Annotated in this window: 22 protein-coding genes; 6 read left to right on the forward strand and 16 right to left on the reverse strand. The window is 66.8% G+C overall.

Going from position 1 to position 23,050, the window contains the following annotated elements; translation table 11 throughout:
• The first annotated feature begins 17 nt into the window (after nt 1-17).
• Together JL100_RS19680 and JL100_RS19685 are read left to right on the forward strand one after the other, a co-directional pair.
• Entirely contained in the window at nt 18-485 is a 468-nt protein-coding gene (locus JL100_RS19680) for a RidA family protein (protein ID WP_202679311.1), read from the forward strand.
• 88 nt (nt 486-573) lie between these two features.
• Entirely contained in the window at nt 574-1,740 is a 1,167-nt protein-coding gene (locus JL100_RS19685; protein WP_202679312.1) for a GNAT family N-acetyltransferase, read from the forward strand.
• Between the two features lie 6 nt (nt 1,741-1,746).
• Here the strand turns inward: JL100_RS19685 and JL100_RS19690 are convergent, their stop codons facing one another.
• The 5 genes from JL100_RS19690 to JL100_RS19710 all read right to left on the reverse strand — a co-directional run bounded on the left by JL100_RS19690 (nt 1,747) and on the right by JL100_RS19710 (nt 6,887).
• The gene (locus JL100_RS19690; protein ID WP_202679313.1) at nt 1,747-2,865 is read right to left on the reverse strand and encodes a CaiB/BaiF CoA transferase family protein; all 1,119 of its coding nucleotides are present in this window, start codon (nt 2,863-2,865) and stop codon (nt 1,747-1,749) included.
• Nucleotides 2,862-3,380, reverse strand: a complete 519-nt coding sequence (locus JL100_RS19695; RefSeq protein WP_202679314.1) for a hypothetical protein — start codon at nt 3,378-3,380, stop codon at nt 2,862-2,864. The genes JL100_RS19690 and JL100_RS19695 overlap by 4 nt, the downstream gene beginning before the upstream one ends.
• A 139-nt stretch (nt 3,381-3,519) precedes the next feature.
• Entirely contained in the window at nt 3,520-5,820 is a 2,301-nt protein-coding gene (gene clpA / locus JL100_RS19700; RefSeq protein ID WP_202679315.1) for an ATP-dependent Clp protease ATP-binding subunit ClpA, read from the reverse strand.
• A 6-nt stretch (nt 5,821-5,826) separates the two neighbouring features.
• Nucleotides 5,827-6,153: an ATP-dependent Clp protease adapter ClpS gene (gene clpS, locus JL100_RS19705; protein WP_158046428.1), complete on the reverse strand. Its 327-nt coding sequence runs from the start codon at nt 6,151-6,153 to the stop codon at nt 5,827-5,829.
• Nucleotides 6,154-6,458: 305 nt separating this feature from the next.
• A complete protein-coding gene (locus JL100_RS19710; protein ID WP_202679316.1) occupies nt 6,459-6,887 on the reverse strand; it encodes a phasin family protein in 429 nt (142 codons plus the stop codon).
• Between the two features lie 306 nt (nt 6,888-7,193).
• Here JL100_RS19710 and JL100_RS19715 point away from each other — a divergent pair, with 306 nt between their 5' ends.
• The gene (locus JL100_RS19715; RefSeq protein WP_202679317.1) at nt 7,194-7,961 is read left to right on the forward strand and encodes a peptidase; all 768 of its coding nucleotides are present in this window, start codon (nt 7,194-7,196) and stop codon (nt 7,959-7,961) included.
• Between the two features lie 66 nt (nt 7,962-8,027).
• Here JL100_RS19715 and JL100_RS19720 read toward each other — a convergent pair whose 3' ends face one another.
• The 3 genes from JL100_RS19720 to JL100_RS19730 form a co-directional block, all read right to left on the reverse strand.
• Nucleotides 8,028-8,792, reverse strand: coding sequence for a Crp/Fnr family transcriptional regulator (locus JL100_RS19720; protein ID WP_202679318.1), 765 nt, complete (start codon nt 8,790-8,792; stop codon nt 8,028-8,030).
• 96 nt (nt 8,793-8,888) lie between these two features.
• Nucleotides 8,889-9,155 (reverse strand): hypothetical protein, encoded by a 267-nt coding sequence (locus JL100_RS19725; protein WP_202679319.1) that lies wholly within the window; start codon nt 9,153-9,155, stop codon nt 8,889-8,891.
• Nucleotides 9,156-9,290: 135 nt separating this feature from the next.
• Nucleotides 9,291-9,890, reverse strand: coding sequence for a hypothetical protein (locus tag JL100_RS19730; protein ID WP_202679320.1), 600 nt, complete (start codon nt 9,888-9,890; stop codon nt 9,291-9,293).
• Nucleotides 9,891-10,092: 202 nt separating this feature from the next.
• Here JL100_RS19730 and JL100_RS19735 point away from each other — a divergent pair, with 202 nt between their 5' ends.
• Nucleotides 10,093-11,352: a D-alanyl-D-alanine carboxypeptidase family protein gene (locus JL100_RS19735; protein ID WP_202679321.1), complete on the forward strand. Its 1,260-nt coding sequence runs from the start codon at nt 10,093-10,095 to the stop codon at nt 11,350-11,352.
• A 153-nt stretch (nt 11,353-11,505) separates the two neighbouring features.
• Here the strand turns inward: JL100_RS19735 and JL100_RS19740 are convergent, their stop codons facing one another.
• Nucleotides 11,506-12,270, reverse strand: coding sequence for a hydrolase (locus tag JL100_RS19740; protein WP_228420799.1), 765 nt, complete (start codon nt 12,268-12,270; stop codon nt 11,506-11,508).
• 38 nt (nt 12,271-12,308) lie between these two features.
• Here JL100_RS19740 and JL100_RS19745 point away from each other — a divergent pair, with 38 nt between their 5' ends.
• Nucleotides 12,309-13,202, forward strand: coding sequence for a LysR family transcriptional regulator (locus JL100_RS19745; RefSeq protein ID WP_202679322.1), 894 nt, complete (start codon nt 12,309-12,311; stop codon nt 13,200-13,202).
• A 98-nt stretch (nt 13,203-13,300) separates the two neighbouring features.
• Here the strand turns inward: JL100_RS19745 and JL100_RS19750 are convergent, their stop codons facing one another.
• From JL100_RS19750 to JL100_RS19780, 7 genes are all read right to left on the reverse strand, one after another.
• The gene (locus JL100_RS19750; protein WP_202679323.1) at nt 13,301-14,011 is read right to left on the reverse strand and encodes an isochorismatase family protein; all 711 of its coding nucleotides are present in this window, start codon (nt 14,009-14,011) and stop codon (nt 13,301-13,303) included.
• 122 nt (nt 14,012-14,133) lie between these two features.
• On the reverse strand, nt 14,134-15,519 hold the full coding sequence (pgmG, locus tag JL100_RS19755; RefSeq protein ID WP_202679324.1) for a phosphoglucomutase/phosphomannomutase PgmG: 1,386 nt from the start codon (nt 15,517-15,519) through the stop codon (nt 14,134-14,136).
• Nucleotides 15,516-16,871 (reverse strand): UDP-glucose dehydrogenase family protein, encoded by a 1,356-nt coding sequence (locus tag JL100_RS19760; RefSeq protein WP_202679325.1) that lies wholly within the window; start codon nt 16,869-16,871, stop codon nt 15,516-15,518. The genes pgmG and JL100_RS19760 overlap by 4 nt, the downstream gene beginning before the upstream one ends.
• Before the next feature lie 96 nt (nt 16,872-16,967).
• Entirely contained in the window at nt 16,968-17,837 is an 870-nt protein-coding gene (galU, locus tag JL100_RS19765; protein WP_202679326.1) for a UTP--glucose-1-phosphate uridylyltransferase GalU, read from the reverse strand.
• A gap of 104 nt (nt 17,838-17,941) precedes the next feature.
• Nucleotides 17,942-18,664: a DnaJ domain-containing protein gene (locus tag JL100_RS19770; protein WP_228420800.1), complete on the reverse strand. Its 723-nt coding sequence runs from the start codon at nt 18,662-18,664 to the stop codon at nt 17,942-17,944.
• 15 nt (nt 18,665-18,679) lie between these two features.
• Nucleotides 18,680-19,396 (reverse strand): vWA domain-containing protein, encoded by a 717-nt coding sequence (locus JL100_RS19775; RefSeq protein WP_202679327.1) that lies wholly within the window; start codon nt 19,394-19,396, stop codon nt 18,680-18,682.
• Nucleotides 19,397-19,524: 128 nt separating this feature from the next.
• Nucleotides 19,525-21,579, reverse strand: coding sequence for a molybdopterin-containing oxidoreductase family protein (locus tag JL100_RS19780; RefSeq protein WP_202679328.1), 2,055 nt, complete (start codon nt 21,577-21,579; stop codon nt 19,525-19,527).
• A gap of 153 nt (nt 21,580-21,732) precedes the next feature.
• On the opposite strand from JL100_RS19780, the gene JL100_RS19785 reads away from it, so the two are divergent.
• A complete protein-coding gene (locus JL100_RS19785) occupies nt 21,733-23,046 on the forward strand; it encodes a hemolysin family protein (protein ID WP_202679329.1) in 1,314 nt (437 codons plus the stop codon).
• The last annotated feature ends 4 nt before the right edge of the window (nt 23,047-23,050 follow it).

Raw genomic sequence — 23,050 nt, forward strand, 5'->3', positions numbered from 1 at the left:
GGAAAGGGAAGAGAACCATGGCGGGAACCATCGCGGCGCGCCTGAAGGAGCTGGGCATCGACCTGCCGAAAGTGGCGGCTCCGGCGGGGGCCTACGTGCCCTATACTCTGTCCGGCAAGATCCTGTTCGTCTCCGGCCAGATCCCCATGCGCGACGGCGCGCTGACCCACAAGGGCAAGGTCGGCACCGACCTGTCCGTCGAGGACGGCCATGCCTGCGCCCGGGTCTGCGCGCTCAACATCCTGGCCCAGGTGGATGCCGCCTGCGGTGGCGACCTCGACAAGGTGGCGCGGTGCCTCAAGCTGGGCGGCTTCGTCAATTGCGGCCCCGATTTCAACGACCACCCCAAGGTGATCAACGGCGCGTCGGAGCTGATGCTGGAGGTCTTCGGCGAGGCGGGAAAGCACGCCCGGTTCGCGGTCGGCGCCCCGTCGCTGCCGCTGGGATGCTCGGTCGAGGTGGAGGCGGTCTTCGAACTGAAGTGAGCGTCTTGCGCCGCAGCGCAGTGAGCGTCTTGCGCCGCAGCGCAGTGAGCGTCTTGCGCCGCAGCGCGAAACGTCTAATTCTCTGGTCATGCCAGACGGAAATGACAGCATCACGGTCAAGGTGATACCGGGTATCGGCGCGGTCGACGCCGCCGCCTGGGATGCCTGTGCCGGCGCGGAGAACCCGTTCCTCAGCCACGCCTTCCTCGGGGCGCTCGAAGACAGCGGGTCCTGCCGCGCCGCGACCGGCTGGCAGCCCCAGCATCTGGTGCTGAAAAGCCCGGAAGGCGGGATCTGGGGAGCGGTCCCGCTCTACCTGAAAAGCCACTCCTACGGCGAATACGTGTTCGACCATGCCTGGGCGAACGCCTACGAGCGGGCGGGCGGCAGCTATTATCCCAAGCTCCAGGCCGCCGTCCCCTTCACGCCGGTGACCGGACCGCGCCTGCTGGTCCACCCGGAGGCCCCCGCCGGGGTGGCCCCGGCCTTGATCTCCACCATGGAGCAGCTGGGCCTCCGTCACGCGGTCTCCTCGATCCACGTCACCTTCCCGACCGAATCGGACTGGAACCGCTTCGGCGAGGCCGGCTGGCTCCAGCGGATCGGGCAGCAATACCATTGGGAGAACCGAGGCTACGGCAGCTTCGACGATTTCCTGGGCGAGCTGAATTCCCGCAAGCGCAAGTCGATCCGCAAGGAGCGGCGGGAAGTGGCCGAGACCGGCGTGAAGATCCACACCCTGACCGGCCCCGACCTGCGTCCGGAGCACTGGGATGTCTTCTACAAGTTCTACATGGACACCAGCGACCGGAAGTGGGGCAGCGCCTACCTGAACCGGAAGTTCTTCCGCCAGCTCGGCGAGACCATGGCCGACCGGGTCGTGCTGATCCTGGTCGAGGACGATGGCGACTGGGTCGCGGGCGCCCTGAACCTGCTTGGCAGCGACACGCTCTATGGCCGCAACTGGGGCTGCCTCGCCACGTACAAGCACCTGCATTTCGAGGCCTGCTACTACCGCGCCATCGATTTCGCGATCGAGCGGGGGCTCAAGCGGGTGGAGGCCGGCGCCCAGGGCCAGCACAAGATCCAGCGCGGTTACCTGCCCACCCCGACCTACAGCGCCCACTGGATCCGCGACCCGGGCTTCCGCGCCGCGATCGCCGACTATCTCAGGCGCGAGCGGCCCGCCGTGGAGAGCGAGATCGAGATCCTGATGCAGGACAGCCCGTTCCGGCAGGAGAACGGCTGCGGCTGACCCGCGTCAGGCGGCTTTCCAGCGATCGAGAACGGCATTCGCGTCGGCCTGCTTCAGCACCGGCCGGGCCGGCGGCGGCTCGCCGTCCACCCGCAGCCCGAACAGGGTTTCGACCAGGGGCTCGGCGTCTCCCGACAGCCTCACCTGCCCGCGCGCGGCGACGTGGGGATGCCCGGGCACGTCGGCCAGCTCGGCCACCGTCTCGAAGCAGCAGTCCACCTCGGCGAACCGCGCCTCCCAATGGGCCAGCGGCTCGGCCGCGACGGCGGCGGCCACTTCGCGGATCAGGTCCCGCTGGGGCATCGGCTCGAACTGGCGCGGGGTCCAGTCGGGCCGGCCCAGGGTGGCGCAGAATGCGGCCCAAAACTTCTCCTCGATGGCGCCCAGGGTAACGAAGCGGCCGTCCGCCGTCGTGTAGATCTGGTAACAGGCCGCCCCTCCCGTCAGTAGGTCGCCCGCCGGCCGGGGAGATGCTCTGCGCCGGGCCAGGGTGAGCGGCCAGGACTGCCACCCCAGCACCGTCTCCATCAGGCTGACGTCCAGGAAAGCCCCCTGCCCCGTCCTGCTCCGCCGGAACAGGGCGGCCGACACCGCGGCGACCGTCTGGATGGCGGCGGCATGGTCGGCCACCGGCGGATGGGCCATCGCCGGCATGCCCGCCATCCCCGAAGAGGCCAGGCCGCCGCCCAGCGCCATGTAGTTGATGTCGTGGCCGGCGCGCAGCCGGTAGGGGCCGTCCTGCCCCCAGCCGGACAGCGCGGCATGGACGAGGCCGGGGTTCAGGTCCCCGAGCCGAGCGCGCGACAGCCCGAGCCGGTCGAGGGTGCCCGGCCGGTAGCTCTCGACCAGCACGTCGGCGGCCCGCACCAGGGACTCGAACGACGCCCTATCCCCGGCCTGCTTCAGGTCCAGCAGGACCACGGTCTTGCCGGCATTGACCAGCTTGTAGGCGGGAGCCAGCCCGTCCGAGTCGGTCCCGCCGAGCCGCCGCATCGGATCGCCCGACGGCGGTTCCACCTTGACCACGTCGGCACCCATGTCCGCCAGCATCTGGGCAGCGAACGGACCCGGCAGGTATTGGCTGAGATCAAGGACGCGGATGCCGTCGAGAAGCCCGCCGGTCATACCGCGCCGGTCCCGAACTTCAGCAGTCCGGGCGCCTTGTCGATGATCTCTTCCAGGATCGCCTCCGCCGTGTCGAGGTCGTTGGCCAAGCCCGTGCTCAGCCGGTTGACGTAATCGGGCCGCCGCAGCTTCTCGCGCGCCTCGTACAGGCTGTGCAATTCGGCGATGAAGATCTCGCGGGCGCCCAGGGGCAGGATGGTGTTGGCCGACAGGACGAAGAAGAAGCGCATGCTGGCCTTGATCAGCAGGCCAAGCATCAGGATGTCCATCCGCTCGAACTCGGTCTTCAGGTCGTCGACACGGCCGTCGGCCACATGCTTCAGGCGTCCCTCGATCAGGATGCAGAGAGCCTTGAACTCTCCGACCTTTTCCCGGAAATGGCGGTACGCGACGAAGCTGTTGTTGGCCGCCTCGCGCTGCGCCTCGGTGGCGAGCTTCGCGGCTTCGCGGGCCTGCCGTTCGAGCGCATGCAGCAGGCCTTCCACTTCGCTGCGCTTGTAGGTGCGTTGAACCAAGGGAAGACATCCAAACGATAGCGTTGGCTTCCTAATAGCACGCAAAAAAAAGGGCGTCATGCATGATGACGCCCTTTCGATTACCGCTGGCCAGCGGAGCGGGGCTCCTGAAAGTCCCGCTCCATCAGGCGATGGAGTATCAGTCCACCATCTCCGGGACTTTCTCCTCCTCGCTGTCCGTCGGCGGCGGATCGGGATAGGTGAAGGTCAGCTTGTCGTCCACCACCGTCACCTTGACGGTGCCGCCCTTGGCCAGCTTGCCGAACAGCAGTTCCTCGGCCAGCGGCTTCTTGATGTTCTCCTGGATCACGCGGCCGAGCGGCCGGGCGCCGTAGAGAGGATCGTAGCCCTTCCGGCCGAGCCACTCCCGGGCCTCGTCGGTCAGTTCGATCGTCACGCCGCGATCCGTGAGCTGGGCTTCCAGCTGGATGACGAACTTGTCGACGACCTGGCCGATGATCTCCTGCGAGAGCGCGGAGAACGGGATGATGGCGTCCAGACGGTTGCGGAACTCCGGCGTGAACATGCGGTTGATCGCCTCCATGTCCTCGCCGACCCGCGCCGCCCGCTCGAACCCGATCGCCGGCTTCGCCATGTCGGAGGCGCCCGCGTTCGTGGTCATGATCAGGATCACGTTGCGGAAATCGACCGTCTTGCCGTTGTGGTCGGTCAGCTTGCCGTGGTCCATCACCTGCAACAGGATGTTGAACAGATCCGGATGGGCCTTCTCGATCTCGTCGAGCAGCAGGACCGCGTGCGGGTGCTGGTCGATCGCGTCGGTCAGCAGGCCACCCTGGTCGAACCCGACATAGCCCGGAGGCGCACCGATCAGGCGCGACACGGTATGCCGCTCCATGTACTCGGACATGTCGAAGCGGATCAGCTCGATCCCCAGCGTCATGCTGAGCTGGCGCGCCGCCTCGGTCTTGCCGACGCCGGTCGGGCCGCTGAACAGGTAGTTGCCGATCGGCTTCTCCGGATCCCGCAGGCCGGCGCGGGCCAGCTTGATCGCCGAGGACAGGGCCTCGATCGCCTTGTCCTGGCCGAACACCATGGTGCGCAGGTCGCGATCCAGGTTCAGCAGCACCTCGCGGTCGTCGCGCGACACGCTCTTGGGCGGGATCCGGGCGATCTTGGCGACCACCGCCTCCACGTCCTTGACCGAGATGGTCTTCTTGCGCCGCGACTCCGGCACCAGCATCTGGGCGGCACCGACCTCGTCGATGATGTCGATGGCCTTGTCCGGCAGCTTGCGGTCGCCGATGTAGCGCGCCGACAGCTCGACCGCCGAGCGGATCGCCTCGTTGGTGTAGCGGATCCGGTGGTACTTCTCGTAGTACGGCTTCAGGCCCCGCAGGATCTTGACCGCATCCTCGATCGACGGCTCGTTGACGTCGATCTTCTGGAAGCGCCGGACCAGCGCCCGGTCCTTCTCGAAGTAGTTGCGGTATTCCTTGTAGGTCGTCGAACCGACGCACCGGAGCGCGCCGCTGGCGAGCGCCGGCTTCAGCAGGTTGGACGCGTCCATCGCACCGCCCGAGGTCGCACCGGCGCCGATCACCGTGTGGATCTCGTCGATGAAGAGGATGGCGCCTTCCATCGCTTCCAGTTCGGACAGGACCGCCTTCAGCCGCTCCTCGAAGTCGCCGCGGTACCGGGTGCCGGCCAGCAGCGATCCCATGTCGAGCGAGAAGATGGTCGCGTTCTCCAGGACGTCCGGAACCTCGCCGTGGACGATCCGGCGGGCCAGGCCCTCGGCGATGGCGGTCTTGCCGACGCCGGGATCACCCACGTAGAGCGGGTTGTTCTTGGAACGGCGGCACAGGATCTGGATGGTCCGCTCGACCTCCTGCTCCCGCCCGATCAGCGGATCGATCTTCCCGCTGGCCGCCTTCTTGTTAAGGTTGACACAATATGCCTCGAGAGCTTCAGTGCCTTTCTTCACGACCTTCTCCGCCGCAGCGTCGTCGTCAGCTCCTGATACCCGCTTCGTTTCGTTGCGGCCCGGCGCCTTCGCGATCCCGTGAGAAATATAGTTCACCGCGTCGAACCGGGTCATTTCCTGCTCCTGCAGGTAATAGACCGCATGGCTCTCGCGTTCAGAGAACAGCGCAACCAGCACATTCGCTCCCGTCACTTCTTCGCGGCCGGAACTTTGTACGTGGATCGCCGCCCGCTGCAGCACCCGCTGGAAGCCGGCAGTCGGCTTCGCGTCCTCGGGACGGTTGGTGATCAGGTTCGAAAGCTCGTTGTCGAGGTATTCGCCAAGCTCCGAGCGCAGCTTGTCGAGGTTCACGCCGCACGCCCGCAGGACGGCTACCGCATCCTGATCTTCCGTGAGCGCGAGCAGGAGATGCTCAAGCGTGGCGTATTCGTGACGGCGCTCGTTGGCGTAGGCTAAGGCTCGGTGCAGCGATTGCTCGAGATTACGCGAGAGCATGCCGGGCTAATCCTTCTCCAGGGTGCATTGCAAAGGATGCTGGTGTTGGCGGGCAAAGTCCATCACCTGGGTAACCTTCGTTTCGGCTACCTCGTAGGTGAAAACTCCGCAGATGCCGACGCCACGCCGATGCACGTGCAACATGATGCGCGTGGCTTCCTCGCGGTTCTTGTTGAAGAATCGCTCCAACACCAGAACGACGAACTCCATCGGAGTATAGTCGTCGTTCAGCATTAGAACTTTGTACATAGAGGGTTTCTTCGTCTTGGGCTTGGCCTTGACGACCACTCCCGTCACGGTTCCCTCGTCCCCGTGCTTGTCGCTGTCGGCCATGGGCAAATTTAGCAATCATCGCGATGGACATCCTCCGACAATCATATGAGATTTCCGGACGCGCTTGGAAGAGGCGTCTTGCGCCAAATCCACATCGGGGAGAAGGATTCCTGAGAATTGTTCCCGAGCACCCGACCTCGCGCAATAATCGAGATGCCCCGGCCGCCAAAAAAGGTCCGGCGGATCGACGGTTAGAAAAACGAAACGGCCCGGCGGTCACTCTGGACCGCCGGGCCGTTTCGCGTTTCGGCTCTGAGGGACGGGACGGCGCCGAAGCGCGGCGCCGTCCCGGAACCTTTCCCGAGTTACGCCGCCAGCGGCTTGCTCAGCTTCTCGATGGTGGCGTTGAGGCGCGCGTTGATCGGCTGGAACGCCTCGTTGGCGACCTTGACCGACAGCTCCGACAGCTTGGCGCTTTCGGCCAGCGCGGTGTCGAGGGTGGACTTGGTGTAGCTGGACTGCAGGTCGACCAGGTCACGGACGGTCTTGACGCCCATCGCGGCCTTGCCGGCGGCGGCGCCGCTCTCCAGCGAGGACTGGGAATAGGCCAGCGTGCGCTTGCTCAACTCCTCGAAGCCCTTCGCGAGGACGTTGCCGGCCTGGATCAGGGCATCGACGTTCGCCTTGCTGAAGGTGGCGTATTCCTCGTAGCCCTTGGCGATCTGGGCGGCCGCCTTCTCGAACTGCTCCTTGGAAACGGTCGCGAACTGCTGATAGGTCGGGGTCGTGGCCATTTGACTTCCTTTCGGTTGGTCGCCGCCACCAACTCCGTCGGAGGGTCGCGGCAGGTTTCGTATATGCTTGCGCCAGGCCTCTGAACTTTCATGCTGCACTGCAGCAATGCGGTTACTATAGGCATTTTCCGGGTGCCGTCAATGATTTTTGTGCACTGCACAATAAGCCTCGGAAAGTCGCCCCGCCCCATTAACAGAGTGTTCACCAACTCCCGGCATGGTCGGTCGCCGGACGGGAACCGCGCTTGTGGCAGAACCTCCGGCGTGACAGGATGCGTCGCCTTTTCGCCTTTGGATTTACCGGAAATGACCTATTGCCTCGGCATCAAGACCCGCGATGGCCTGATCGGCCTGTCCGATGGCCGCATCACCAGCGGTTCCCAGCTATCGGCGGCCCGCAAGGTCACGATCATGGGGTCGGGGGGGCATCGCTTCTTCATCATGAATTCGGGCCTGCGCAGCGTCCGCGACAAGACGCTGGCGTATCTGCGCCGCGACATGTCCAAGCGCCCGACCGAGACCTTCTCCAGCATGCTCGACGCGGTCGGCGCCTTCACCACCTGCCTGCGGCAAGTCGCCGCGGAGGACAAGGAGGCGCTGGAAGCCAGCAAGCTGCACTTCAACCTCCACGCCATCATCGGCGGCCGGCTGTCCGACGACCGGGAGCCGACCATGTTCCTGGTCTATCCCGAGGGCAACTGGATCGAGGTTGACGAGCGCACGCCCTATCTGTCCATCGGGGCCACCGCCTACGGCAAGCCGATCCTGGACCGGGCGCTGCGGTACGACACGTCCATGCAGACGGCTCTGAAGCTGGCCTACCTGTCCTTCGACTCGACCCGTTTCAGCTCGGCCGACGTCGGGTTCCCGATCGACATGGTGACGATGACCAACAGCGACGGCAACTGGCGCCAGACCCAGTTCGACTACGACGACCTGGTCGACCAGCGCCAGTGGTGGAACCGCAACCTGACTGATTTGGCCCAGCGCATGCCGGACGGCCCCTGGATCGAAACGCTGATGCCCGCCGCCCAGCCGACGCTGGCGGTGGTCGGCGGCGAGGACCGCGAATAGGAAACGGGCGTCCGGGCCGCGCGGGACTCCGCCACGCCGGGCAGTCCGGCTCCCCCTCGGCCGCCTTCAGATCAGGCCCTTCAGCCTTTTGCCGGGGGCGCTTCCCGGGTCGTCATGCGCGCGGTCAAGGTGAAGGTAGTTCGGATTGAACCTGGCGGCCTTCCTGAGCCCGGCCGGATCGAGCACGGCCCAGAACTTCCCCTCGGTCGCGATCAGCCCTTCCTCGCGCAGCCTTTGCAGGACCCGGTTGACGTACACGGGCGTCAGGCCGGTCGCATCGGCGAGGTCCGACTGGGTCAGCGGCCACTCGAACCGTTCGTCGCGCATCACCCCGACCGCCCTCAGGCGGAGGAGCATCTCGTATATGAGGAACGCGATCCTGCCATAGGCGTCCCGACGGCCGTGATCGATGATCCGCTCGCGCAGGATGGATTCGTCCTGCAGGGTGCCCCACCAGAGGGCCAGGGCCACGCCGGGCCGATTGAGCAGCAGTTCGCGCATGGTGTCGCCCGGCACCGCGGCGATCCGGCTCGGGGCGAGGGTGCCGATATGGTGATCCATCTCCTTCAGGATGAAGATCTCGGCATCGCAGAGATCGCCCGCCACGAGGAATGCCAGGATCTGCCGCCTGCCGTCCTCCAGGATCTTGTAGCGGCAGGCCAGGCCGGAAATAACCAGATGGTTGTCCGGAGAATGCTCCCCCTCGCGCAGGATATCCTCGTTCGCCCCATAGGTCTGGACATTCCGAAACGTGAGTCGATCCAGCAATTCCCTGTCTTCATCGGAGAAGGGGGTGAACTGCTCCATCTTCATGATCCAGGGGTTGGCCATACCGCCATAGCTCCTTCCGCGATCCCGAGACCAGCCGGTCATCCTGGAATAACGGCGGACAGGGGATTCGGTCCCATCCCCGGAGGCGACACCCGTTCAATCGCGTGACACCGGACCTGCCACGGCCGACAAGAGCCCGCCGGTCCGCTCCCCCGGAACTTCGCGACGGGCTGTCGACAAGGCCATGACGGCCTCGCTGCGCTCGATGCTCTCCCGGGTTCCGGCCCGCAGCCTTTCGCAATCGGCGCGGCGATCGGCCGAGACGGCTCGGAACCGCTCCACCGCCGCGCGGCACCGGACGACCGCCTGCTGGGCCCTGAGAACGGCCATTCGTGCCTGCTCGATCGCGTTCGGCTTTCCCATGCTGGTTCCCCCGGTGGCTGCATCGTCCCTGGCGCCCGGCGTCTCCCCGCCGGGATCGATGCAGCCATGTTTAGGGGCAAGAAGCCGACGCCGCCCTATACTGGTTTAGTCTCCGGCGCTTTTCCGCCGGCCGGTTCACCGGGGCGGTCCGGACGGCGCTCCCGCTGCCGTCCGGCCGTCGATGATTTCCAGCCTCTCGGCGGGATTGGAGAAGGCGGTCAGGAAATAGGCGCCGTCGTGGCAGCCGCTGGCCAGCCAGAGCACCCCGCCCGGCTTGGTCCGGAACCCCCGCAGCGGCGTGTCGAACACGCCGCTGTCTGCAAGGCTGCCGGTCAGCCAGTCGAACTGCTCGGGCGACAGCCTGATGCGGGCCATCGCGATTCCACCGTTGCCCAAGGCTTCCTCGGGCTGGCGCCGCGACAGGTCGGCGGCGGGGATCTCGCGCGCCTCCACCACGGCTCCGCCGCGCTGGCCGGAGCGCATGTCGTCGCCCTCCCCATGCACCTCGTAGGTCCTGAGCTGCGCGCCGGCCTGGGCGTTGTAGATCAGGCGGTAGCGATCCGGAGCTTCGGCGGAGCATTGAGCCCGGAGATCCTCCCCGTTCACGTAGCTGAACCAGGTGAGCTTTCGCGCGCCGTCATCCCCGGCCGGGCCGAGCGAGGCGCATCCGGTCAGGGCATGACCGAACAGGACGAGGGCCGCCGCGGCGGCCGGACCAGACGGGGGCAGGCGCATACCTGATAATATACCACCGCCTGCGGGTGTGGACGATACCGGCACCCGGCGATCTTCCGGTGCGTCCCTGCCTCATACTTTAGGTATGAAGCCCGGGATACCGCCGACGCGCTTCTGTAACGAAAGGACGGTAGACATTGATTCAGCACGAACTTACCATCGTGCGAAAGATTTGTTCAGAAGGTGTATCGGGGGCTCCGCCGTGTCAATTCCGTCCCGCCGACCGGGCTTTCTCATCCTGCTCGTGTTGGCCCTGTCGTTTCTCACCGGCCCCCTGGCGGACCCGGCGCTGGCGCAATCGAAATACGCCTCCATCGTGATCGATACCGGCAACGGGGAGGTCCTGTACCGGGCCAATGCCGACGATCCCAAATACCCGGCGTCGCTGACCAAGATGATGACCCTCTACCTGACCTTCGAGGCGCTGGAGAAGAAGCGCATCAAGCTCGGGCAGACCCTGACGGTGTCCCGCAAGGCGGCGTCTCAGCCGCCGACCAAGCTGGGTCTCCGGGCGGGCCAGCGGATCAAGGTCGAGCATGCGATCCTGGCGCTGGTGACCAAGTCGGCGAACGACGCCTCGATGGTCCTGGCCGAGGGGATCGGCGGTTCCGAAAGCCGCTTCGCCACAATGATGACCCGGAAGGCGCGCCGGCTCGGCATGTCGCGGACAACTTTCCGCAACCCGCACGGCTTGCCGGACGCGCGGCAGGTCTCGACCGCGCGCGACCTTGCCACCCTGGCCTCGGCGCTGATCCGCGACTATCCGAAATACTACCCCTATTTCAGCCGGGCCAGCTTCACCTACCGCGGCGTGGAACACCCCAACCATAACCGCCTGATGGGCGCCTACCAGGGCATGGACGGGCTGAAGACCGGCTATATCCGGGCGTCCGGCTTCAATCTCGCCGCATCGGCGGTGCGCCAGGGCCGGCGCCTGATCGCGGTGGTGATGGGGGGCGACACGCCGGCATGGCGCGACGCCCATCTGGCCGAGCTGCTCGACCAGGGCTTCGCCACGCCGCGCACGCCGCCGCCGCTGGTGGCCTCGCTCCGCGCGCCCGCAACGCCGGACCGCAAGCCGGACATCGCCGGCGGCGACGTGAAGGTCGCCAGTCTGGAGGAGATCGTCGAAAGTTCCGACCTCGCGACCCTGGCCGCCACCTTGAGCCCGCCGCTCGGCGCGGCCGGCAGCGCGGTCGCGGCGGAGACCGCCGTCTGGGGCGTGCAGGTCGGCGCCTTCAGCGATGCCGGTGCGGGCCGCAAGGCGCTCGACACGGTGAGCCGCCGCCTGCCCTCGCTGCTCGCCCAGGCCTATCCGCAGATGATCCAGGTGACGACGGGCAACGGCCGGCTGTTCCGCGCCCGCCTGATGGGCCTGGACGAAACCACCGCGCGGAACGTCTGCGCCAGCCTGGAGCGGGCCGGCGACGACTGCATCATGGTGGCGCCCCAGGGGCTGTGAGCGCCTCCCGGGGCGCCTGTCCGCCGACGGTGCCGTGCGCTGGATCCGAAACCCCATGCCGTCGCTTCGGCATTGCCGGGCGGCGTCATGATCCGGACCTGACGCAATCCGCTACGGGATGCGTCAGCCGCGCGCTCGCTCTTCCGCGCTTGGTCAGCCCGCGTTGCTTGGCACCGGCGTGTTGAGCAGTTGCTGTTCCCACAGGAAAGCGATGCCGCTTCCGGCGGCATGCTGCACGAGCACCTCCGAAAGCTCGGCGGCATGCTCCGTGCGGGCCCAGTCACGCTGCCATTCCGAAGCCACCGCCAGCCAGGTCATCATGTTCGCGCCGGCCGCGATCATGCGTCGGATCGCGACCTCGTGGGCTTCGACCGAAACACCTCCGGATGCATCGGTGACGACCGTCACGTCCCAACCCTCGCCAAGAGCCTGGATCGCCGGCATCGCGACGCAGATCTCGGTCCAGAGGCCGGCGATGATAAGTTGCTTGCGGCCGGTAGCCCTGACCGCGTCCACGACTTTCCTGTCCTCCCAGGTGTTGATGAACGTCCGATCGATCACCTCCTGGCCGGGGAACACGTCAGTGATCTGAGGGAAGATCAGGCCGCCCCTTTCGGCGATCACGCTTGTCAGGATCGTGGGTACGCCGAAGGCTTTGGCGGCCTTCGCCAGCGCCGTCGTATTGTTGACCACCATCTGCGGCTCGTGGCTGTTCACGTTTGCAAGCTGGTAGGGCTGGTGGTCGATCAGAACGAGGACCGAGTCTTCGGGACGAAGAAGCGACCCAAGGCCATTTCGAAAAGTCATTGCGACGTCCTTTCCTGCCGATCGAACGGCATCGGGTTTGCGGGAGACATCCGCCTGGAGCGACTGCCCGCCCGCAATTAGCCGTTCCCTCCGGCGATGCGATAGTGCCATGGTCGGGGAAGCTGTGTCGCGATACGGGGAACGCCGAAGTGGACTTCGAAGATCTGCAGACATTCGTTGCCGTCGCCGATGCCGGCGGGGTATCCGCCGCCGCGCGCCGGCTCGGAGTTTCCAAATCGGTCGTGAGTCGGCGGCTCTTTCGGATAGAAGCAGAACTCGGCATCCAGCTTCTCGCACGGACGACCCGCGGTGCCGCCCTGACGGAAGCCGGCGTCACGTTTCGGGACCATGCGGCCCGGGCCAGCGCCGAGATGGACACGGCAAGAGAGGCGATTCTTCCCGATGGCGATCTGCGCGGCCGCCTGCGCATCGCCATGCCGTTTTCCTTCGGGCCGACCCATTTCGCACCCGTGGTCGCGGAAATGGCAAAACGCCATCCGCGGCTGCACATCCATTCATCCTACAGCGACCGGTTCGTCGATCTCATCGCGGAGGGCTTCGATTGCGCCATCCGGGTCGGCTATCTTCAGGACTCCAACCTGATCGCGAAGCGCGTCGGGCCGATCTTCGGAAAGCTTCTGGCAAGCCCGGCTTACATCAAGTTGCACGGCGCTCCTGAGACACCCGAACAAGTGCTCAACCACCCGGCGCTCATGCAGGAGACCGAAACCTGGCAATTCACGGATGGCGACAGGATCATCACGGTTCAGCCGCAGGGCAGCTTCAAAGCGGACAACGCGACTGCGCTTGCCGCCGCCGCCGTTGCGGGGCTGGGGATCGCCTGGCTTCCCGATTGCATCACGTACGACCACGTCGCCTCGGGCGCACTCGTGCCGATCATGACGGGCTATCCACCACCCCCGGCGGCCGCCTATGTCGTCCGTCCTCCGGGCCAGCACCCCGCCCGGAAAATACGGGTGCTCACCGACATGATGACCGAGTATTTCAAACGAAACCCGGACCTTTGGGGTCTCGACACCTGAACCGGGAACGGCGCGCAGCAGGCGGGTTCGACGAGGCTGGCTCAGCATTCCCTTTGCCGCGACACAGCCCGACCGGCCACACACGCTCCGAACCGAACCTAGGCCAGCTCACCCGCAAGCACGGCGCCGCGCGAGGCCATGGCGTACAGGCCCATATGGTGGGTTTCGGCCTGGGGATGGGCCGCCGTGTCGGGCAGGCCCAGGTCCCGGGCGACGGCCAGGGGAAGGTCGTAGGTGGCGCATCCGGGCTCGTAGACCACGATGTCCTCCAGGTCACCGGCCATGCCGTGGTTCCGCGCCGACAGCAGGGTGAGCACGAAATCCATCACGCAGATGTCGGTGCAGATGCCGACCGCCAGCACCGCCTTCAGCCGGTTGCCCGTGATCCAGTCCAGCAGGCGGTTGCGGCCGTCCTGCTCGATCGCGCCGACGAACCCATTGATGCAGTCCTTCCGGATCAGCGTGGCGGTGGGCGAATCGACAAGCCATTCCAGCTCGCCCACAAGGTTCTCCTGGCCGGTACCGATCTCGCAATGCGGCGGATAGGGCGGCTCGGGCTTGCCCGGGATGTGGGTGTCGAGGAAGGCCAGGGTCGGCCAACCCTCCGACTCGAACCGGCGTGCCAGCCCGACGGTCTCGGCCACCATCCGGGCGACCTGGGCATTGGGGGCGGCCGGAGCGAGCGGGCCGCACCCGACCGTGCAGAACCCGTGGACCTCGTCGACGATGACCAGGCCGGTGGGCTTGGAGGCCGGGTCGAACCGGTTAAGCGCTATGGGAAGGGTCCGGCTGAAGAGGGTGTCCGGCATGGCGATGGTCCTTGATCACCGTAGGTCGGATAGAGCGAAGCGGCATCCGACAAAGCCGGTGCGTTGATGTCGGGTGCCGCTTCGCTCTACCCGACCTACAGGATACGGCAAACTTCGGAAGATCAGAAGTCCGCGGGCGCCGAGATGCCGCTGGCGCCGAGTTGCTCGACCAGCAGGGCCTTGAGGCGCTCCAGCCCCTCGGGGCTGAAGGCTTCGCAGCGGGCGACCAGCACGTCCTGGGTGTTGGACGCCCGCAGCAGCCACCAGCCGTCCTCGGTGTTGACCCGGACGCCGTCGATGTCGTTGACCGTCGCCCCGCTCGCCGCAAGTCGCGCCTTGACCTCCTTCACGACGGCGAACTTGCGCTCCTCGTCGGTCTGGAAGCGGACTTCCGGCGTGTTGAAAACCTCCGGCAGCACGTCCCGGAGCTCGGCCAGCGTCTTATCCGACTTGGCGACCAGAGCGACCAAGCGGATGCCGCAATAGAGCGCGTCGTCGAAGCCATACCATTTGTCGGCGAAGAAGATATGCCCGCTCATCTCGCCGGCCAGCGGCGAGCCCGTCTCGGCCATCTTGGCCTTGAGCAGGGAATGGCCGGTCTTCCACATCAGCGGCTTGCCGCCCAGCCGCTCGATCTCGTCGAACAGGGTCTGGCTGGCCTTGACGTCGGCGATGATGGTGCCGCCGGGATGGGTCTTCAGCACCTCGGACGCGTAGATCGCGACGAGCTGGTCGCCCCAGACGATCCGGCCGCCGGCATCGACCGCGCCGATCCGGTCGCCGTCGCCGTCGAAGGCGATGCCCAGGTCGCACTTGTGCTGCGCCACCGCCTGCTGGAGGTCCACCAGGTTCTCCGGCATGGTCGGGTCCGGGTGGTGGTTCGGGAAGTTGCCGTCGATGTCCTCGAACAGCAGGATGTGCTTGCCCGGCAGCTTGGCCGTGAGCCGCTTCAGGATCTCGCCGGCGGCGCCGTTGCCGGCATCCCAGGCGACGGTCAGGTCGCGGGCGCCGTCATAGTCCTTCAGCAGGCGCTCGACATAGGCGTCGCGGACGTCGATCTTCTCCGCCCTGCCCTCGCCCACGGCATAGTCGCCCTTGGCCGCGATCTCACCCAGCTCCAGGATGGCCTGGCCGTAGACCGGGGCCTTGCCCATCATCATCTTGAAGCCGTTGTAATCAGGCGGATTGTGCGACCCGGTGATCATCACGCCGGCCGAGGCCTCGCGGTCGCGGACCGCGAAATAGAGCATCGGGGTCGGGCCGAGGCCGATCCGCTCGACATGCAGGCCGGTCGAGACCAGCCCCTCGACCAGGGCCGCCTCCAGTTCCACGGAGCTGAGCCGGCCGTCATAGCCGACGCAGACCCGGTCGCCGCCGCCCCTGACCACCACGGTGCCGAAGCTGCGCCCGATCGCGCGGGCATCGGCGGCGGTCAGGGTCTTGCCGACGATACCGCGGATATCGTACTCGCGCAGGACGGTACCGTGGAACTTGTGCGTTTCACTCATGACTCGAGGACCTTCTCGCGCAGTTCGCGATTGTTGATGCGGAAACGCGAGGGGCGCCCGACGCAGGTATAGGCGAACCCGGCCATTTCCATGTCATCCGGATTGTAGACATTGCGAAGGTCCACCATAACCGGAGTTTTCATCAACTCCCGCACGCGCTTCAGGTCTAGCACGCGGAACTCGTTCCACTCCGTGAGGAGTGCCACGGCCGAAGCCCCCTCCAGGGTCTCGTAAGCGTCGCCGCACCATTGGACGCCGGGCAGCAGCTTCTCGGCCTCGTGCCGGCCGGCCGGATCGAAGGCCCGGATCACGGCGCCCTTCTCCTGCAGGGCCGGGACGATGTCCAGCGACGGGCTGTCGCGCATGTCGTCGGTGTTCGGCTTGAAGGTGACGCCGAGCACCGCGATGGTCTTGCCGTCCACGTCGCCGCCGCAGGCCTCGACGATCCGGTCGGCCATGGATTGCTTGCGCTTGGTGTTGATGTCCACCACCGTCTCGACGATCCGCAGCGGCGAGCCGTAGTCCTGGGCGGTGCGGACCAGGGCCAGGGTGTCCTTCGGGAAGCATGAGCCGCCGTAACCGGGGCCGGGGTGCAGAAACTTCTTGCCGATCCTGCCGTCCAGCCCGATGCCCTTGGCGACGTCGTGGACGTCGGCCCCGACCTTCTCGCACAGGTCGGCGATCTCGTTGATGAAGGTGATCTTGGTCGCCAGGAAGGTGTTCGCCGCGTACTTGATCAGCTCGGCGGTCTCCAGGCTGGTCATGACGATCGGCGTCTCGATCAGGTAGAGCGGCCGATACAGGGCGCGCATCACCGCGCGGGCGCGGTCGCTGTCGGTCCCGATGACGACCCGGTCCGGGCGCAGGAAGTCGCCGATGGCGGATCCTTCCCGCAGGAACTCGGGGTTGGAAGCCACTCCGAAATCGACGTCGGGACGGGTCTTGCGGATGATGCGCGCGACCTCGCGGCCGGTGCCGACCGGCACGGTCGACTTGGTCACGATCACCGTGTAGTCGTTGATGCCGCGGGCGATCTCCTCGGCGGCGGCATAGACGTAGCTGAGGTCGGCGTGGCCGTCGCCCCGGCGGGACGGCGTCCCGACGGCGATGAACACCGCGTCGGCATCGGCGACCGAACCCGCCAGGTCCAGGCTGAAGGACAGGCGTCCGGCCTTGACGTTCTTCGCGACCAGATCGTCGAGGCCCGGTTCGTAGATCGGAATTTCGCCGCGGTTCAGCCGGTCGATCTTGCCAGCGTCCTTGTCGACGCACACGACGTTGACGCCGAACTCGGAAAAACAGGCGCCCGAAACCAAGCCGACATAGCCGGTTCCGATCATTGCGATACGCATGGGCCGTGCCCTCTATCTCAATATTTCAACGTGAATGCCGGGTGAATGCCGGCCGCGGAGCGGCCGGATCACCTGGGTGACCGGGTATATACCGGATCAGATCAGCTTGGCGATGGCTTCGCGGACCAGGTGCCCGATGTCGGGACGCTCCAGCGCGAACGCCAGGTTGGCCTCCAGGAAGCCGACGCGGTCGCCGCAATCGTACCGGGTGCCCTCGAACCGCAGGCCGTGGAACGGCTGGTTCCCGATCAGGCGCGCCATGCTGTCGGTGAGCTGGATTTCGTTGCCGGCGCCGCGCTCCTGGCGGTCCAGATGGCCGAAGACTTCCGGCTGGAGGATGTAGCGGCCGATGATCGACAGGGTGGAGGGCGCGACGTCGGGCTTCGGCTTCTCGACAAGGCCCTTCACCGCGGCCAGCCGGCCGTCGTCGGACGCCACGTCCAGGATGCCGTAGCGGTTCGTATGTTCGCGCGGCACGTCCACGACGGCGACGATGTTGCCGCCGACGTCGTCATAGGCCTCGACCATCTGCTTGAGGCAGGGGGTGCCGGCCAGCACGACGTCGTCGGGGAGCAGGACCGCGAAGGGTTCGTCGCCGACCAGCTTGCGCGCGCACCAGACCGCATGGCCCAGGCCGAGCGGCTGCTGCTGGCGGGTATAGAAAAGCTTGCCGGAGCCGATCTCGGTCGACCGGACGGCGTCGAGCGCATCGAGCTTGCCGCGGGTCTCGAGGACCTTGTTCAGGTCGCCGTTGATGTCGAAATGGTCTTCGATCGCCGATTTGCCCTGGCTGGTCACGAAGATGATGTCTTCGATGCCGGCGGCGCGAGCTTCCTCGACGGCGTGCTGGATCAGCGGCTTGTCGACCAGGGGCAGCATCTCCTTGGGGATGGCCTTGGTCGCCGGCAGGAACCGGGTGCCCAGTCCGGCAACCGGGAAAACCGCTTTACGCACTGCTTTACGCATGGGTGTCTCTTTTCGCTACGCGTGGAATGATGGGAAGAACCCGAAGCGGCACTTTACGACTTGAATTTTCTGCCACAAGCGTGTGCTGCGGCGCAACCCACGCTTTACGAGCGTAAGAGCAGATCTTTGGCCTGATTGATCTTGGCCGCGAGATATGTCGACCCGCCCTGATCGGGGTGCATCTTCAGCATAAGTCTTCTGTGGGCATCCTTTATTTCGCCCTCGCTTGCGCCGGGCTGAAGGCCTAATACCTCATAGGCTTCCTCGCGCGTCATCGCGCCGCCAGTGCTGCGTGAACCCGCAGACCCGCCTCCGTGTTCCCCGGCGCCTGAAGCGTCGGCACGCCAGTCCTCTTCCCTCGTCCTGTCGAGATAGGCTTCGAGGATCGCTGCGGACTGCGAGTCGCCGTCCCGGCATTCCCGGAGCAGGTCCAGCAGTTCGGCCAGCCCGAGGTCGTCAAGAGCCCTGCCCTGGAACCGGCCGCGCAGCACCTCCCCGTTCATCCGGCCGCTGTCATGGTCGAGCCGCATCCGCAGGAACGAGGTTTCGATGGTGGAGCTCTGCCCCTCGCTGGGACCGGCCGCGGCCTTCACGCGGTTCACCAGGGCGCGCCAGCGAAGCACCATCGGCAGGACGAAGGCGGCAACCGCCATCGCGGTGCCGAGCCGCCCGGTGATCGCCAGGAAGACCACCACGACCAACGTGACGCCGATCGTGGTGTATTTCACGCCCCGGGCGAGACTCTTCGGGTCCGCGTTCACGAAGGCCTGCGCCAGCAGGTAGAAGCCCACGAGAAGTGCTATGCCGAGCAGGAACAGCGGGAACATCGGGGCTTCGCGTCCCTACCTGTTGCCGACCTGATGGGAAAGCAGGCGCACCATCTCCCCCTTGCCCCGGCTGTAGTCGGCCAGCGCCGGCCGGCCGCCGGCGGCGAATACCGCCACCGCGCTGAGCAGTTCCTTGAGCTGCTGGGCGCTGGAGGCGTCGAACGGGCAATAGGCGCCGCCGCTGAGCCGGGCGATCTGCTCGAAGGCGCGCCGGGCGATCGGTTCGCCGCCCTCATGGAACATGAAGACCGGAACGCCCAGCAGCCCCAGCTCGCCGGCATGGTGGCAGAGCTTGTCGACATCCTCCTCCATGCAGTCGCCGACGAACACGACGGCGTCCACCTTCTCGCGCCGGCTCTCCTTCAGGGCGTGGTTCAGCACGCGGTCGATCTGGGTCTGGCCGCCCAGGCAGGTGACCGACGTCATCCGCTTCAGCAGGTCCTTGGCGTTGCCGACCCAGGGGCTCGCCTGGCACTGGCGAAAGCCGCGGTAGAACACGAGCTGCACGTCCAGGCCGCCGAGCGCCGCCGTCGCCTCGAACATCTCGGCCTGGATCTGGCATGCCCTGTCCCAGGACGGCTGCCGGCTGGCGGTCGCATCCATGGCGAACATCAGGCGGCCGCGCCGGCCGGCCTGCTTGAGGTTCGGCGTCGCCGCCACCTTTCGCAGGAAGGCATCCACGTCGGACTGGGTGGACTTGGTGGTCGGCAGTGTCTTGTCGTCGTCTGCCATGGCGGCCCGTATCTCCTGTCGATGGGAAACCGAGGGCGTGCATTCCATCAACTGAGATGGAACCGGATTCGTCCTCTTTCCAGAGCCCACTTTTTCGGTGGAGCGGGTGGAGATCCGGGCCTGGACGGTCACCCCGCCCGCAGCCAGACCGCCGTGTCGTGGAATACCGCCCCGCCGAGCGGCCGTCCCGGATCGGCGCCGGTCAGCACGTTGATTCCCCTGCCCTCCACGAAGCAGTCGTTCGGCCAGATCCCCTCGACCACGACCACCCCGGCCTGGAGCCCGTCGAACGGCCTGACATGGACCAGCACGCTGCCGCGCCGGTTGCCGATCCGGACCAGCCCGCCGTCGGCCAGCCCCAGCCTGGCGCAGTCCTCCGGATGGACCAGGGCGGTCGGCCGACCCTCGCGCTTCCTGGCGCTCGGCGTCTCGGTGAAGCTGCTGTTCAGGAACTGGCGGGCCGGCGGGGCGACCAGCCGGTAGGGATGCTCGTCCGTCGCGGACTCGATCACGTCGAAATGGTCGGGCAGCGCCGGCATGTCGGCGTGGTTCGGCCCGACGCGCGACCAGTCCGGCTTGAAATGGAACCGCCGGTCCGGCGTGCCGAACCCCTGGGAGAAGTGGCTGTCGGTCTCGGCGATGCAGTCGTGCCAGCGCTTGTCGCGCAACGTCGCGGCGTCGGGCCAGCCGGACGCCTTCAGGGTGGCGTCGACCAGTTCCCACGCGCTCATCCCGAAGCCGGGATGCTCCGCCCCCAGCCGCCTGGCGAGGCCGCGGATGACCTCGTGGTTCTCCCGGCACTCGCCGGGCGGATCGATCTGCCTGGTCCCGACCTGGAGATGCATCTGGCCGCCCGCGGTATAGAGGTCGTCGTGCTCCAGCATCATGGTGGCCGGCAGGACGATGTCCGCCAGCCGGGCCGTGTCGGTCATGAACTGCTCGTGGACGCAGACGAACAGGTCATCGCGCAGCAGCCCGGCCCGCACCTTCTCGCTTTCGGGCGCCACCGTCGCGGGGTTGGTGTTCTGGATCAGCATCGCGTGGACCTGCGGCCCGGCGCCCAGCGCGTCCCGTTCCCCGACCAGCACCGGCCCGATCCTCGACATGTCGAGCACGCGGACCTTGGGGTCCAGGCGGTCGCGCCCCTCGATCAGCGTCTTGTCCAGGCGGTAGATCGCCGAATTGCTGTAGAGCGCCCCGCCGCCCTCGTGGGCCCAGGCGCCGGTGACGACCGGCAGGCAGCTCACCGCGTGCATCTGGGCGGAGCCGTTGCGGCTGCGCGAGAAGCCGTAGCCGAGCCGCAGGAAGCTTCGCCTGGTCGAGCCGTAGAGCCGCGCGAACCCGACGATCGCCTCCTCGTCCAGCCCGGTGATCCCGGCCGCCCAGGCCGGCGTACGGGTCGCCAGATGCCGCTCCAGCTCGTCCGGCACGTCGGCGTAGCGCGCCATGTAGTCCCGGTCGGCGTATCCTTCCCTGAACAGCACGTGCATGACCGCGCAGGCGAGCGCGCCGTCGGTGCCGGGGCGCGGCGCCAAGTGCAGGTCGGCGCGCTCCGCCGTCCCGGTCCGGTAGGGATCGACGACGACCAGCTTGGCGCCGCGCTCCTTCCGGGCGCGCGAGATCCAGCTCATGACGTTGACCTGGGTCGCCACGGGATTGCCGCCCCAGACCACGATCAGGTCGGACAGGGCCATCTCGCGCGGGTCGGCGCCGCGTTTCACCCCGTTGCCGGCCAGCCAGCCGGCGTCGGCCAGCGCCGTGCAGATCGTCGTCGCCTGGCGCGAATAGCCCATGACGTTGCGCAACCGCTCGATGCCGTCGCGCTGAACATGGCCCATGGTGCCGGCGTAATAGTAGGGCCAGACGGCTTCGGGGCCGTGCTCGCGGGCGACGCCCGCGAACCGCTCCGCCACGATGTCGAGCGCCGCGTCGAACGGGATCTCCCGCCACTTCCCTTCGCCCTTGGCACCCACCCGCTGGAGCGGCCTGGTCAGGCGGTCGGGATGGTGGACCCGCTCGGCATAGCGGGAGACCTTGGCGCAGATGACGCCGTCCGTATAGCTGTTGTCCGGAGCGCCGCGCACCCGCCCGATGCGGTTCGGGGCGACCCGCTCCACTTCCAGCGCGCAGGTGCTGGGGCAGTCATGTGGACAGACGGAGGGGACGAACGTCGAATCAGGCAACGGTTGAACTTTCGATAGACGCGCCGCGGAGCGGTCGGGGCATATAGGCGCGGATCAAATCTAGCCACATCCGGAGGTTCCGGCAATCGGCCTTACCTGACGCTCCTTCCGCTGTGTTAACGTCCCGCAGCGAAATTTCAAACCGAGGAGTTCATGTTCGCCTGGGAACTGATCGTGGTCGTTCTGCTGATCCTGCTGAACGGCTTCTTCGCCATGTCCGAATTGGCCGTGGTATCCGCCCGGCGGGCAAGACTTCAGCAGATGGCCGAGGACGGCAACCGGGGAGCCCGGGCGGCGATGCGCCTGGTGGACGATCCGGCCAAGTTCCTGTCCACGGTCCAGGTCGGCATCACCCTGATCGGCATCCTCGCGGGCGCCTATGGCGGCGCCACCCTGGCGGAATACCTGGCGGTGGAGCTGCGCCGCATCCCGGCGGTCGAGCCCTATGCGGACGGCGTCTCGTTCGCCGTGGTGGTCGCCTTCATCACGTACCTGTCGCTGATCATCGGCGAACTGGTGCCCAAGCGCATAGCGCTGGTCAACGCCGAGCGGATCGCCGCCCTGGTTGCCCGGCCCATGGGCTTCATCGCGACGCTCGGGGCGCCGCTGGTCTGGCTGCTCGGCGTCTCGACCAACCTGGTTCTCCGCCTGCTCCGCCTCAACCAGGTGAAGCAGTCGGAGGTGACCGAGGAGGAGGTCAAGTCGATGATCGCCGAGGGTGCCCGCACCGGCGTGTTCGACCCGGCCGAGCGCGAGATGATCGAGGGCGTGCTGCGGCTGGCCGACCGGAGCGTACGGACGATCATGACGCCGCGCCCCGACGTCCACTGGCTCGACATCGACGACGATCCCGAGACGATCCGGCGGGAGATCGCCGAGAGCGGCCGGTCTCGGTTCCCCGTCAGCCGCGGCGACCTGGACGAGATCGTCGGCATCGTCAACACCAAGGACCTGCTCGACCAGATCCTGACCGGCCGGCCGCTCGACCTCCAGGCCACCTTGAACAAGCCCCTGATCATCCACGACGGCACCCAGGTGCTGCGGGTGCTGGAGCTGTTCAAGCAGACCGGCCTGCACATGGCGATCGTGGTCGACGAGTACGGTTCGGTCGAGGGCATCGCCACCGCCACCGACATCCTGGAAACCATCGCCGGCGAGTTCCCCGAGGCGGGCGAGGGCGACGCCGGGGTGGTACGCCGGGAGGACGGGACCTGGCTGGTGGACGGCATGCTGCCGATCGACGAGGTCGAGCACCGGCTGGGCCTGCGCGGCCTGCGCGGCGACCGCGATTTCCACACGCTGGCCGGGTTCGTCATGGCCGAACTGGGGCACGTGCCCAGCGCCGGCGAGCATTTCGCCTGGCGCGGCAGCCGGTTCGAGGTGGTCGACATGGACGGCCGCCGGGTCGACAAGGTCCTGGTCGCGATCCCCCCGGCGGATGAGGAAGGCGAGGGTTCGTCGATCTGACCGC

The organism is Skermanella mucosa (genome assembly GCF_016765655.2).
GTDB classification, from domain to species: domain Bacteria; phylum Pseudomonadota; class Alphaproteobacteria; order Azospirillales; family Azospirillaceae; genus Skermanella; species Skermanella mucosa.